This window comes from Inquilinus limosus MP06 (assembly GCF_000767795.1).
Lineage (GTDB): Bacteria > Pseudomonadota > Alphaproteobacteria > DSM-16000 > Inquilinaceae > Inquilinus > Inquilinus limosus_E.
Genome location: NZ_JANX01000129.1, coordinates 1 through 12,820, shown reverse-complemented (window position 1 = coordinate 12,820; position 12,820 = coordinate 1). Strand labels below are relative to the sequence as shown.

Annotated in this window: 14 protein-coding genes; 11 read left to right on the top strand and 3 right to left on the bottom strand. The window is 69.2% G+C overall.

Features of this window, described 5'->3' with window-relative positions; translation table 11 throughout:
- Nucleotides 1-807, bottom strand: an 807-nt coding sequence (locus P409_RS12730; protein WP_052120502.1) for a DMT family transporter, incomplete at its 3' end; no start/stop codon positions are given.
- 75 nt (nucleotides 808-882) lie between these two features.
- On the opposite strand from P409_RS12730, the gene P409_RS36210 reads away from it, so the two are divergent.
- Complete coding sequence (locus P409_RS36210) at nucleotides 883-1,479, top strand: CGNR zinc finger domain-containing protein (RefSeq protein ID WP_052120500.1); 597 nt, start codon at nucleotides 883-885, stop codon at nucleotides 1,477-1,479.
- Between the two features lie 95 nt (nucleotides 1,480-1,574).
- On the opposite strand, the gene P409_RS12720 is transcribed toward P409_RS36210, so the two are convergent.
- The gene (locus P409_RS12720) at nucleotides 1,575-2,126 is read right to left on the bottom strand and encodes a putative glycolipid-binding domain-containing protein (protein WP_034836616.1); all 552 of its coding nucleotides are present in this window, start codon (nucleotides 2,124-2,126) and stop codon (nucleotides 1,575-1,577) included.
- 255 nt (nucleotides 2,127-2,381) lie between these two features.
- Here P409_RS12720 and P409_RS12715 point away from each other — a divergent pair, with 255 nt between their 5' ends.
- From P409_RS12715 to P409_RS12670, 10 genes are all read left to right on the top strand, one after another.
- Nucleotides 2,382-3,740 (top strand): NAD(P)-dependent oxidoreductase, encoded by a 1,359-nt coding sequence (locus P409_RS12715; protein WP_034836614.1) that lies wholly within the window; start codon nucleotides 2,382-2,384, stop codon nucleotides 3,738-3,740.
- Between the two features lie 38 nt (nucleotides 3,741-3,778).
- Complete coding sequence (locus tag P409_RS12710) at nucleotides 3,779-4,042, top strand: type II toxin-antitoxin system Phd/YefM family antitoxin (RefSeq protein WP_034836612.1); 264 nt, start codon at nucleotides 3,779-3,781, stop codon at nucleotides 4,040-4,042.
- Nucleotides 4,032-4,490, top strand: a complete 459-nt coding sequence (locus P409_RS12705; protein ID WP_161790390.1) for a PIN domain-containing protein — start codon at nucleotides 4,032-4,034, stop codon at nucleotides 4,488-4,490. The genes P409_RS12710 and P409_RS12705 overlap by 11 nt, the downstream gene beginning before the upstream one ends.
- Nucleotides 4,491-4,562: 72 nt before the next feature.
- The gene (preA, locus tag P409_RS12700; protein ID WP_034836609.1) at nucleotides 4,563-5,843 is read left to right on the top strand and encodes an NAD-dependent dihydropyrimidine dehydrogenase subunit PreA; all 1,281 of its coding nucleotides are present in this window, start codon (nucleotides 4,563-4,565) and stop codon (nucleotides 5,841-5,843) included.
- 99 nt (nucleotides 5,844-5,942) lie between these two features.
- Nucleotides 5,943-6,467, top strand: coding sequence for a hypothetical protein (locus P409_RS12695; protein ID WP_152613361.1), 525 nt, complete (start codon nucleotides 5,943-5,945; stop codon nucleotides 6,465-6,467).
- A 45-nt stretch (nucleotides 6,468-6,512) separates the two neighbouring features.
- Nucleotides 6,513-7,763: a M20 family metallo-hydrolase gene (locus P409_RS12690; protein ID WP_034836604.1), complete on the top strand. Its 1,251-nt coding sequence runs from the start codon at nucleotides 6,513-6,515 to the stop codon at nucleotides 7,761-7,763.
- A 3-nt stretch (nucleotides 7,764-7,766) separates the two neighbouring features.
- On the top strand, nucleotides 7,767-8,591 hold the full coding sequence (locus P409_RS12685) for an ABC transporter ATP-binding protein (RefSeq protein WP_052120497.1): 825 nt from the start codon (nucleotides 7,767-7,769) through the stop codon (nucleotides 8,589-8,591).
- A gap of 98 nt (nucleotides 8,592-8,689) precedes the next feature.
- A complete protein-coding gene (locus P409_RS12680; protein ID WP_034836601.1) occupies nucleotides 8,690-9,610 on the top strand; it encodes an ABC transporter permease in 921 nt (306 codons plus the stop codon).
- The gene (locus P409_RS12675; protein WP_081991464.1) at nucleotides 9,607-10,560 is read left to right on the top strand and encodes an ABC transporter permease; all 954 of its coding nucleotides are present in this window, start codon (nucleotides 9,607-9,609) and stop codon (nucleotides 10,558-10,560) included. The genes P409_RS12680 and P409_RS12675 overlap by 4 nt, the downstream gene beginning before the upstream one ends.
- 32 nt (nucleotides 10,561-10,592) lie before the next feature.
- Entirely contained in the window at nucleotides 10,593-11,600 is a 1,008-nt protein-coding gene (locus P409_RS12670; protein ID WP_034836599.1) for an ABC transporter substrate-binding protein, read from the top strand.
- Nucleotides 11,601-11,667: 67 nt separating this feature from the next.
- Here P409_RS12670 and P409_RS12665 read toward each other — a convergent pair.
- Nucleotides 11,668-12,820 (bottom strand): calcium-binding protein (locus tag P409_RS12665; RefSeq protein WP_052120495.1); only part of this gene is annotated, 1,153 nt, incomplete at its 5' end.

Genomic DNA, 12,820 nt, shown 5'->3' with positions numbered 1-12,820 from the left:
GCCGGCGATGATGAAGACGCTGCCGACCAGCGCGGCGGCCTGCGGCACCTGGCCCAGGATCGGCCAGGCCAGCAGCGTCGCCACCACCGGCTGGCCGTAGCCGGCGACGGCGGAGAAGCCGGCATCGAGCGTCCGCAGCGCCCGGGCGATCAGGAGCTGGGAGGCGAAGGCGATCAGCGCCTGGGCCGCCAGGTTCAGCCAGCCCGTCGCCTCGGCCGGCAGGATCCGGTCCTGCAGCAGCGCCACCGGCAGGGCGCCCAGCGCGGCGCCGACCAGGGTCCACAAGGTGACGGTGGCGGCGTCCCGCCGCCGGCACAGCGTCGCCGAGATCAGGAAGCACACGGCGTAGAACAGGGCGGCCAGCAGCGCCATGCCGTTGCCCAGCAGGTCGCCGCCGGCGGCGCCGCGGGCCCCGGCCAGGATGGCGATGCCGAGGAAAGCGACGAGGCCGCCGCCGACCACCCTTCCGTCCGGCCGGCACCACCGCCACAACGCCGGCAGCAGCGCCACCAGCAGCGGGTAGATCATCACCAGCAGCGTCGCCTCCAGCACGCTGGTGCGCACGATCGAGGCGTTCCACAGCACCAGGTCGGCGGCCAGCATCACCCCGGCCAGCAGGGCCAGGCCGATGTCGCGCGCCGGCATGCCGGGCGACCGCCAGGCCACGATCGTCGCCGGGATGCAGCTCAGCATCAGGCGCCAGAAGGCGGTGGCGGCGGGGTCGACCGGGCTGGTGCGGACCAGGATCGGGCCGATGCCCGACAGGCCGACGCCGGCATAGAGCCGGCCGAGGGCGTTCCAGCGCATGTAACCATCTTTCGGACGTTTGCTGGTAACGATATAGGTCTCGCGGAAACCTGTCAAAGGGGCTATGCTGGTTTCATGCCTTCTGAGCAGCCACCCCCGTCCGAACCGCAGCTGGTCGGCGGCTTCGCCTGCCTGGATTTCTGCAACACCCTGTCGGGATGGGGCGGGCCGGGGCCGCGGGAACGGGCCGGCACCCCTGCCGCCCTGGCCGCGTGGTGCACCCATGTCTTCGGCGAGACGCCGCGGATCGATTCGGCGGGCTGGGCCCGGCTGATCCGGCTTCGCGCAACGCTGCATGCGGTGCTCGACGCCGTGGCGACCCGGGCCGATCCGCCGGCGGGCGCGGTGGCCGAGCTGCAGGCGGAGGTGGCGGAGGCCGCTGCCCGGCGTCGGCTGACCGTCACCGCGGCCGGAGGCGCCTGGCAAGACGCGCCGCCCGCGGACGGGACGGCGGTGCGGCATCGTCTGACGATGGATGCGCTCGACCTCCTGCTCCGGGGCGAGCCGGCACGGCTGAAGCGCTGTGCCGGCCATGACTGCGCCTGGCTGTTCTACGACCGCAGCAAGAACGCCAGCCGGCGCTGGTGCCTGATGGCCGATTGCGGCACCTCCGACAAGGTCCGCCGCTTCCGCCAGCGGCAGCGATCGGGTGGCGAGGTTAGCCGGCTCTAATGCAGCCGCCTGAATATTGACCCGTCATGGCCGCGGCGCTGCGCGCCTCGCCATGACGAAGAAGGGGCTGGAGAGTTGGACGCAGGCCGCCGATCTCAGCCCACCCGGCGATACAGGCCGGGATAGTCCAGCACCAGCTCGTTGGCGTCGGTGCTGATCTCGGCGGTGAAGCCGCTGCCGTCCAGCGATTCGAAACGCCAGCGCCGCAGGGCGAGATGGGTATAGCGCTGCGTCGCGGCGAAGGGCACCAGGTCCGGCAGCGGCAGATAGGCCGCCCGGATCTCGGCCGATTCGCCGGGCTCCAGCCCCAGCCGGCGGATCGGCAGGGTGTTGGTGAAGGGCGTCGCCACCAGGTCGACATCGATGCAGCCTTCCAGCTGCGGCAGCGGCGTGCCGTCGCCGGTGGTCCAGGCGCCTCCGCCATCCGCGATCAGCCGCAGCCGCCGGTCCCCGGCATGATCGGTCACCGCCACCGATCGCACCCGCCATTCGGCATCCATCACCATGGTGTAGCTCAGGGCCCATTCCACGCCTTCATCGCCGCCGATCACCACGCTGTCGGCCTGGATCCAGGCGCCGCTGCGGTGCAGCCGCAGATGCTCCAGGCCGATGCCTTGGGCCGGGGCCCACCGGACATGTCGGTCCATGCGCCGTCTCTCCCGCGTTGCCATTTATCGTTCCTGAAATGTTCCTAGCACGATTCGGTGTCCTGAAACAAACGCAAATGATAGCCACTCTCAATTGAAAATAGAGTTGACCATTTGGTCAGGTTCTCGATACCGTTCCGCTCAGGTGAGGTGCGGGGCCGCGATCGAAACCGGGAAATCCGGACGCGGCGCCGGGATATGAGGCCGGGGATGGCAGGCGAGGGGCCGGCCGGATCGGGTCATCGGAGGCTGGGAATGACGACGGGATCCGACATCGCGGCCGGGCGCCTCGGCGCCGACCGCATCGCCGAGGACTTCGCGGAGATCCATCCGCCGCTCGACCGGCGCACCGCGCTGATCGAATCCAGCCGCTGCTATTTCTGCTACGACGCGCCCTGCATCGAGGCCTGCCCGACCGGGATCGACATCCCGGCCTTCATCAAGGGCATCGCCACCGACAATGTGAAGGGCGCGGCGCAGGCCATCCTCGCCGCCAACATCATGGGCGGCATGTGCGCCCGGGTCTGTCCGGTCGAGGAGCTGTGCGAGGACGCGTGCGTCCGCAACCACCAGGAGGAGAAGCCGGTGGCGATCAGCGCCCTGCAGCGCTACGCCACCGACCATGTGTTCCTGCGCGGCGAGCAGCTGTTCAGCCGCGCGCCGTCGACCGGCAAGCGCGTTGCCGTGGTCGGCGCCGGCCCTGCCGGCCTGGCCTGTGCCCACCGCCTCGCCATGCTGGGCCACGACGTGGTGGTGTTCGAGGCGAAGGCGAAGGGCGGCGGGCTGAACGAGTACGGCCTCGCCGCCTACAAGATGGCGGACGGCTTCGCCCAGGCCGAGCTGGCCTATATTCTGGAGATCGGCGGCATCGAGATCCGCACCGGCATGGCGCTGGGCCGCGATATCAGCCTGAGCGAGCTGCGTCGCGAGTACGACGCGGTGTTTCTCGGCCTCGGCCACAATGCCGTCAATGCGTTGGGCTGCGACGGCGAAGCCCTGGCCGGGGTGGAGAGCGCGGTCGACTTCATCGCCCGGCTGCGCCAGGCTGCGGACAAGAGGTCGGTGCCGGTCGGCCGCCGCGTGGTGGTGATCGGCGGCGGCAACACCGCGATCGATGCCGCCACCCAGGCCAAGCGGCTGGGAGCGGAGGAGGTGACGCTGGTCTACCGCCGCGGCGCTGAGCAGATGTCCGCCACCTGGAAGGAACAGGACTGGACCCAGGTCAACGGCGTCACCGTCCGGCACTGGGCCCAGCCGCGCCGCATCCTGGGCTGGCCCGCCAACGGCAAGGGCCCGTCGGTGAAGGAGATCGAATTCGAGCACACCCAGCTCGACGCGCAGGGTCGCCTGGCCGGCACCGGCGACCGCTTCACCCTGCTGGCCGACCAGGTGTTCACCGCGATCGGCCAGTACCTGGTGCCCTCTGCCTTTGCCAATGAGGCGGAGACGCTGGACATGGCCGGCAACCGGATCGCCGTGAACGAGGAGAAGCAGACCTCGCTGTCCGGCGTCTGGGCCGGCGGCGACTGCGTGCCGGGCCAGGACCTGACCGTCAGCGCCGTGCAGGACGGCAAGCTGGCGGCGCTGTCGATCGACCGGGCGCTGCGGCGCTGAATGTGCTACATAAGTAGTGCATTCGGAGGAGTGACGCCATGAGCGATGGATCCAGCGCCACCATCACCCTGCGTGAGGCCAATCAGGGTTTCGCCGAGATGATCCGTGCGGTCGAATCCGGCCAGGAATTCGTCATCACCCGCCGCGGCGAGCCGGTGGCCCGGGTGGTGCCGGTGTCGCGCCGGCGCGTCCTGACCCCGTCGCAGCAGGCGGCGCTGGAGCGGACGCGGGCCCGCATGGCGCATGGCTATCGCAGCGCATCGCCGGAGCCTTTCGACCGCGACGCGCTGCATGACCGATAGGCGGTTCACCTTGGACACCAACGTCCTGGTCTATGCGATCGACACTGCCGAGGGCGAGAAGCACCGCCGGGCGAAGGAGATCGTCGAGCGCGCGGTGCACGCGGACAGTGTCCTCACGCTCCAGGCGCTGGGGGAATTCTACGTCACCTCCCAGCGCCGCCGCCTGTTGCCGGCGGCCGATGCCGCGGCCCAGATCGGCGACTGGGTGGAGCTGTTTGCGACGGTTGCTGCGGCTGACACGAATGTCGTGACGTCGGCGCGGGAAGCGGCCGCCAAGCGGTTCAGCTATTGGGACGCCATGATGCTGTCGACCGCCGGCAGCCATGGCTGCACCACGCTCTTGAGCGAGGACATGGCGGACGGCGTCACGCTGGGCGGCGTCACCGTGCGCAACCCGTTCCGGGGCGATCGGCTGCCAGACGAGGTCGAGGCGCTGCTGACGGTTTGACCCGGCCGGCGCCGCCGGTCGGACGAGAAAACAAGCGGCCGCAGAGCCGAGGAACACCAGCTGGAGGCTGTCATGGCCGATCTGAGCAACGACTTCCTGGGTATCCGCTCCCCGAACCCGTACTGGCTGGCCTCGGCGCCGCCGACGGACAAGGAATACAACGTCGTCCGCGCCTTCCGCGCCGGCTGGGGCGGGGTGGTGTGGAAGACGCTGGGCGAGGATCCGCCGGTGGTCAACGTCTCCTCCCGCTACGGCGCGGTCAGCTACAACGGCACCCGCGTCGCCGGCCTCAACAACATCGAGCTGATCACCGACCGGCCGCTGGACGTCAACCTGCGCGAGATCAAGCAGGTCAAGCGCGACTGGCCGGACCGGGCGATGATCGTGTCGCTGATGGTGCCCTGCGAGGAGGCGAGCTGGAAGGCGATCCTGCCGCTGGTCGAGGACACCGGCGCCGACGGCATCGAGCTGAACTTCGGCTGCCCGCACGGCATGTCCGAGCGCGGCATGGGCTCCGCAGTCGGCCAGGTGCCGGAGTATGTCGAGATGGTCACCCGCTGGTGCAAGCAGCACTCGCGCATGCCGGTGATCGTCAAGCTGACGCCGAACATCACCAATGTGCTGGCGCCGGCGCGGGCGGCCAAGCGCGGCGGCGCCGACGCGGTGTCGCTGATCAACACCATCCAGTCGATCGTCTCGATCGACCTCGACCTGATGGCGCCCACGCCGACGGTCGACGGCCTCGGCACCCATGGCGGCTATTGCGGCCCGGCGGTGAAGCCGATCGCGCTGCGCATGGTCGGCCAGATCGCCCGCGACCCGGAATGCCGCGGCATGGCGATCTCGGCGATCGGCGGCGTCTCGACCTGGCGCGACGCGGCGGAGTTCATGGCGCTGGGCGCCACCAACGTCCAGGTCTGCACCGCGGCGATGACCCACGGCTTCAAGATCGTCGAGGACATGGCGACCGGCCTGGCCAACTGGATGGACGGCAAGGGCTATGCCGGCACCCGTGCCTTCCAGGGCCTGGCGGTGCCGAACTTCGTCGAATGGCAGGACCTGAACATCAACTTCAAGTCGGTCGCCAACATCAACCAGGATGCCTGCATCCAGTGCGGCAAGTGCTACATCGCCTGCGAGGACACCTCGCATCAGTCGATCTTCAAGCTGCGCACGCCGGAGGGCGCGCGGCGCTACGAGATCAACGAGGCGGAGTGCGTCGGCTGCAACCTGTGCATGCATGTCTGCCCGGTCGACAGCTGCATCACCATGCAGACGGTCGACACCGGCCGGCCTTATCTGAACTGGCAGCACCACCCCAACAACCCGATGCGCAAGGACGCCGCCGAATAACCCTCTCACTTTGATGCAATTTGGCATCGTCGGCTCGGGAGCGATCGGTCATGATGGCGCCCTTCCGATCATCCGATACGAAAAGAAGCGAGGGGTACAATGGCTGTCATGCGACGCGCGGTGCTGGTGGGGATCATGGCCGCGGCGCTCGCCGGATGTGCCGGCAGCAAGGCGCCGGCGCCCGGACCTGTGGCGGAAGCCAAGCTCGACGATTTCGCCGGCTCCTGGATCGGCGCGAGCCAGGAGGAGGTGCAGCGCGCCTCGGCGGTGATCGTCGAGCCGCGGACCGATGGCGGCTTCCGGCTGTTCTGGCGCAACGTCCAGGCCGGCGACGGCAAGGATGGGCTGGAGTTCCGCGAGCGCGAGCTGGGCTTCCAGCCCTCGACCCGGCCGAACTTCTGGACCGCCTCGGTCCCGGCCGACCGCGCCTATGCCACCGCCAGCCTGGCCGGCCCGACCCTGACGGTCGAGGTCGTCGGCACCACCAAGGAAGGCAAGGTCGAGCGCCAGCTCTACCGCCGCACCCTGGTCGACGGCACCCATCTGAAGCTGGCCTACACCCGCGAGGTGGCGGGGCAGCCGGCCTCGACCATCGAGGCCGATTTCATCCGCAAGCCGGCCTGATCCCGGGGATCATGCCCCGGACATGACCTCAAGGACGTGTGAACGATGCAGCCAAACATCCAGATCGATCCGCAGCGCCTCTGGGACGCGATCATGGAGACCGCCGAGTTCGGCAAGACCCCGAAGGGCGGGGTCAGGCGCCTGACCCTGACCGACCTGGACAAGCAGGTCCGGGACTGGTTCAGGAAGCAGTGCGAGGCGGTCGGCTGCACCGTCACCGTCGACGAGGTCGGCAACATGTTCGCTCGCCGGCCGGGCCGGGACAACGCGCTGCCGCCGATCTGCGTCGGCAGCCATCTCGACACCCAGCCGACGGGCGGCAAGTTCGACGGCATCCTCGGGGTCCTCTCGGGGCTGGAGCTGCTGCGCACGCTGCACGACACCGGCTACGAGACCAACGCGCCGATCGAGGTGATCAACTGGACCAATGAGGAGGGCTCCCGCTTCGCCCCGGCGATGCTGGCCTCCGGCGTCTTCGCCGGGGTGTTCACCAAGGAGTATGCCTACAGCCGCGAGGACCGAGAGGGCCGGCGCTTCGGCGAAGAGCTGGAGCGGATCGGCTACAGGGGCGAGGTCCCGGTCGGACAGCGCAAACTCGGCGCGCATTTCGAGCTGCATATCGAGCAGGGGCCGATCCTCGAGGCCGAGGAGAAGGTGATCGGCGTCGTCACCGGCGTGCAGGGCATGCGCTGGTACGAGGTGACGGTGACCGGCCGCGAGAGCCATGCCGGCTCGACCCCGATGCGGCTGCGCCGCGACGCGCTGCGCGGCGCCGCCCGGATGATCGAGGCGGTGATCGCGGTCGGCGACGCCACGGCCGACGCGGTCGCCACCGTCGGCCTGGTCGAGGTGCGGCCGAACAGCCGCAACGTCATCCCGGGCGAGGTGTTCTTCACCATCGACTACCGCCACCCCGACGATGCGAAGATCGGGGTGATGGAGACGGCGGCGCGGGAGGCGATCGACCGGATCGCGGCGGAGCTGAAGCTGGACGTCAAGGTCGAGGCGATCTGGGATTCGCCGGCGGTGCGGTTCGACCCGGCCTGCATCGACGCGGTCGAGGCGGCGGCGCAGGCCAACGGCTTCTCCCACCGCCGCATCGTCTCCGGCCCAGGGCACGATTCCGCCTATATCGCCCGGGTGGCGCCGACTGCGATGATCTTCGTGCCGTGCCGCGAGGGCATCAGCCACAATGAGGAGGAGAGCATCGAGTTCGACCACGCCGCCGCCGGCGCCAATGTGCTGCTGCGCGCCGTGCTCGACTACGACCGCTCGCTCGAACAGAAGGCGGGCTGAGGCATGGCGGTGTCGGCGGTCCGGCAATCCTCTCAGGCGGCGGCGCCCGCCGCCCCGCCGGTGGTCGAAGCCCGCGGCCTCGGCCTGACCTTCCAGACCGCCGACGCGCCGGTGACGGCGCTGCAGGATGTCGACCTGACCATCGGCGAGGGCGAGTTCGTGTCGCTGATCGGCCCGTCCGGCTGCGGCAAGACCACGCTGATGCGGGTGGTGGCCGACCTGGTGCGGCCGACCGCAGGCTCGGTCACGGTCAACGGGCTGACGCCGGAAGAGGCGCGGCTGGCCCGTGCCTATGGCTATGTGTTCCAGGCCCCGGCCCTCTATCCCTGGCGCAATGTCCGCCGCAACGTCGAACTGCCGCTCGAGATCATGGGCGTGCCGGCGGCGGAGCGGCAGGAGCGGGCACGCGCCGCGCTCGGCACCGTCGGGCTCGGCCAGTTCGAGAAGAAGTTCCCCTGGCAGCTTTCCGGCGGCATGCAGCAGCGGGTGTCGATCGCCCGCGCCCTCGGCTTTCAGCCGAAGCTGCTGCTGATGGACGAGCCTTTCGGCGCGCTCGACGAGATCACCCGCGACAACCTCAACGTCCATCTGCTGGAGCTGTGGAACCGCACCAGCCTGACCGTGATCTTCGTCACCCATTCGATCCCGGAGGCGGTGTTCCTGTCCTCCAAGATCGTGGTGATGTCGCCGCGGCCGGGCCGGATCCTCGACGTGATCGACAGCGACCTGCCGCGCCAGCGCGACCTCGACATCCGCGAGACGCCGGAATTCCTCGCCATCGCCCAGCAGGTCCGCGAAGGCCTGCGCGCCGGGCACTCCTACGAATGATTCCCGACGTCTTGAGCCGGCCTCACTCCTTGTCCCCCCTCCCGCAAGGGGAGGGGGGAGGACTCGGTTAGTGCGGGGCCTATCCGTCGGAAGGCCGCATGACCGCCCTCACCGCATCCCTGCCGGCCCGCCCCGGTACCTGGGCGCGGCTGAAGGGCGGGCGGGCGCTGCCGCTGGCGACCGTGCTCGCCGTGCTGCTGGTGGTCTGGTACCTCGCCTCCCTCTGGCTGAACGCGCCGGCGGCGGCGGAGCGGTTGAACCGCGCCGGCCCGGACTGGACCACGCAGCAGTTCCTGGAGGCCGTCTGGAAGCTGGACCGTCCGCTGCTGCCGACGCCGGACCAGGTGGCGGCCGATCTGTGGGGCAGCACCGTCGGCCGGCCGGTGACCAGCAACCGCAGCCTCGTCTACCACGCCTGGGTGACGATGAGCTCGACCCTGCTCGGCTTTGTCCTCGGCACGCTGCTCGGCATCCTGCTCGCCGTCGGCATCGTCCATGTGCCGACGCTCGACCGGTCGCTGATGCCCTGGGTGATCGCCAGCCAGACCGTGCCGATCCTGGCGATCGCGCCGATGATCGTGGTCGTGCTCGGCAATATCGGCCTCACCGGCGTGATCCCGAAATCGATCATCTCGGCCTATCTCAGCTTCTTCCCGGTCACCATCGGCATGGTCAAGGGCCTGCGCTCGCCCGACCCGCTGCAGCTCGACCTGATGCGGACGTACTCGGCCAGCGGGGCGCAGCTGTTCTGGAAGCTGCGCTGGCCGGCTTCGGTGCCGTTCCTGTTCCCCAGCCTGAAGATCGGCATCTCGCTGGCCCTGGTCGGCGCCATCGTCGGCGAGCTGCCGACCGGCGCCCAGGCCGGCATCGGCGCGCGGCTCCTCACCGGCTCCTATTTCGGCCAGATGATCCAGCTGTGGTCGGCGCTGGTGATGGCGGCGATCCTGGCCCTGCTCTGCGTCTTCGCCGTCACCCTGGCCGAGCGCGCCGTCATCGCCAGCCGTGGGGGGCGAGGATGAGCGCGCGGGTACTTCGCAGCCTGGGCTGGCTCGTCCTCGCGGTGGTCCTCGCCGGCTTCGTGCTGTGGTGGATCGGCGATGGTGGCGTCTTCGCATCCGGCACCGCCTGGATCGCCCTGCCGATCCTGGCGGCGGTGGCGGCTGCCTGGGCGGCATTGCGCGGCCTGTCGCCGGTGCCCGGCCGGGCCGCGGGCATCGCCGTGCCGATCCTGTTCGGCGCCGTGCTGCTGTGGCTGTGGCAGGTGCTGGTCACCGGATTCCAGGTGCCGCAGATCCTGCTGCCGGCGCCGTCGCAGATCGCCGCGCGCTTCGCCGCCAGCACCGACACGCTGTGGGTCGACTTCGTCCAGACCTTCATCCGCTCGGCCATCCCCGGATTCCTGATCGGCTCCGGCGCCGGCTTCCTGACGGCGGTGGCGATCGACCGCTCGCCCTTCCTGCAGCGTGGCCTGCTGCCGCTCGGCTCCGCCGTCTCGGCCATGCCGATCGTCGGCATCGCCCCGGTCATGATCATGTGGTTCGGCTTCGACTGGCACTCCAAGGCCGCCGTGGTCGTGGTCATGACCTTCTTCCCGATGCTGGTGAACGCGCTGGCCGGGCTCGAGGCCGCGGGGACGATGGAGCGCGACCTGATGCGGTCCTACGCCGCCGGCTACTGGCAGACGCTGTGGAAGCTGCGGCTGCCGGGGGCGCTCCCTTTCATCTTCAACGCGCTGAAGCTGAACGCCACCCTGGCCCTGATCGGCGCCATCGTCGCCGAGTTCTTCGGCACCCCGATCTACGGCATGGGCTTCCGCATCTCGACCGAGGTGGCGCGCCTCAATGTCGACATGGTCTGGGCCACCATCCTGGTCGCGGCGGTTGCCGGCTCCGCCTCCTACGGGCTGCTCGCCTTGGTGGAGCGGGCGACGACCTTCTGGCACCCTTCGATGCGGGAGACGTCACACTAACAGCCAGGGCATCGAACGAACGGGAGAGGCATATGAAAAAGACGATTCTGGGACTGGCCTCGGCCGCGGCGCTGCTCGCGGCCATGGGCATGGCGCAGGCGGCGGACCCTTTCACCATCCAGCTGAAATGGGTCACCCAGGCGCAGTTCGGCGGCTACTACGTCGCGGCCGACAAGGGCTTCTACACGGATGAGGGGCTGGACGTCACGATCAAGCCCGGCGGGCCGGACATCGCCCCGCCCCAGGTGATCGCGGCCGGCGGCGCCGACGTCATCGTCGAATGGATGCCGGCGGCCCTGGCGGCGCGCGAGAAGGGCGTGCCGCTGGTGAATGTCGCGCAGTTCTTCAACCGCTCCGGCATGATGCTGACCTGCAAGAAGGACAGCGGCGTCACCTCGCCGGCCGACTTCAAGGGCAAGACCCTCGGCGTCTGGTTCGCCGGCAACGAGTATCCGTTCCTGTCCTGGATGGGCAAGCTGGGCCTGTCGACCTCGGGCGCGAACCCGGATGTCAAGGTGCTGCGCCAGGGCTTCAACGTCGACCCGCTGCTGCAGAACCAGGCGGCCTGCATCTCGACCATGATCTACAACGAGTACTGGCAGGTGATCGACGCCGGCGTGCCGGAGAGCGACCTGATCACCTTCTACTACGAGGACCAGGGCGTGGCGACGCTGGAGGACGGGCTGTATGCGCTCGACTCCAAGCTGAAGGACCCGGCCTATGTCGACCGGCTGGGCCGCTTCATCAAGGCGTCGGCCAAGGGCTGGGCGTATGCCAAGGCGCATCCGGACGAGGCCGGCAAGATCGTCGCCGAGGCCGACGCGTCCGGCGCGACCACCGACGAGGTGCAGACCCGCATGGCCGAGAACATCGCCAAGCTGATCACCGTGCCGGACGACAAGATCGGCTGGCTGGACCCGGAGGCGTACAAGCGCACGGTGCAGGTGCTGCTGTCGAGCAAGAGCGACCCGGTGATCACCAAGGACCCCGGCGATGCGGCCTGGACCCACGCCGCCTGGGACAAGGGCATGGGCAAGTAGGCTCTGCTCCGCTGATAAAAGAAGGGCCGGCGAAAGCCGGCCCTTTCCGTTCGGCTGAACGCCGGTCCTACAGGACGAAGTCAGATACCAGCAGGGCGATCTTGCCGGTCAGCGTGATGTGGAAGTCCGACGTGCCGTCGCCGTTGACGTCGCCGGCGATGGTGGTGTCGCTGCCGTTATAGGCGAAGCGCAGCTCGCCGGCATGGTGGGTGAACAGGCCGTTGCCGATGAAGGTGAAGGCCTGGTTGCCCGTCGCGCCGGTGTTGGCGTCGATGCCCGACAGGTCGATCTTGTCGCCCTGCGACCGGGTGAAGTCGGTGATCCGGTCGGCATTGGCGCCGACCACGCTGTCGCCGACCGCGACATAGGCGAACTTATCGGCCCCGGCCCCGCCGCTCAGCGTATCCTTGCCGGCGCCGCCCTGGAGCAGATCGTTGCCGCTCCAGCCCTGCAGGGTGTTGGCCCCGGTATTGCCGTAGAGCTTGTCGTGGCCCTGGCTGCCGGAGATGTTCTCGACCCGGACGAGGGTGTCGCCCTGGGCCTCGCCGTCGCCGGCCGTGCCCGTCTGCAGGTTCACCCTGACGCCGGTGCTGCTGCTGAAATAGCTGACGGTGTCGACGCCGTTGCCGCCGTCGAACTTGTCGGCCCCGGCACCGCCGACCAGGATGTCCGCGCCGTCCCCGCCGCGAAGGTCGTCATTGCCATCGAAGCCCTGCAGCCTGTTGTCGGCGGCATTGCCGATCAGGGTATCGGCAAAGCTCGTCCCGTCGACATTCTCGACGCCGTTGAAGGTGTCGCCCTGGGCCTCGCCGCCGCTGCCCGTGCCGGCCAGGTTCACGCTGACGCCGGCAGCGGTGCCGAAGTAGCTGACGGTGTCGGTGCCAGCGCCGCCGAAGAACCGGTCGGCCCCGGTGCCGCCGAAGAGCGTGTCGTTGCCGGCCCCGCCGACGAGGGTGTCGTCGCCGCTGTAGCCGTAGATCTTGTCGCTGCCCTTGCCGCTGAACAGGAAATCGCTCCAGGTCGTGTTGCCCTCGACGACCAGGTTGGCGGTCGAGGTGTTGAACTTGAAGTCGGCGTCGCTGAGGCCGGTCAGGGTGACGTTCTTGAGGGTGATGGTCTCGTAATTGCCGCCCCAGCCCAGGGCGATCACGACGTCCTGGCCGACCTGGGTGGCGAAGGGCTTCAGGCTTTCGAAATCGGCGACCTTCAGGAAAGACAGG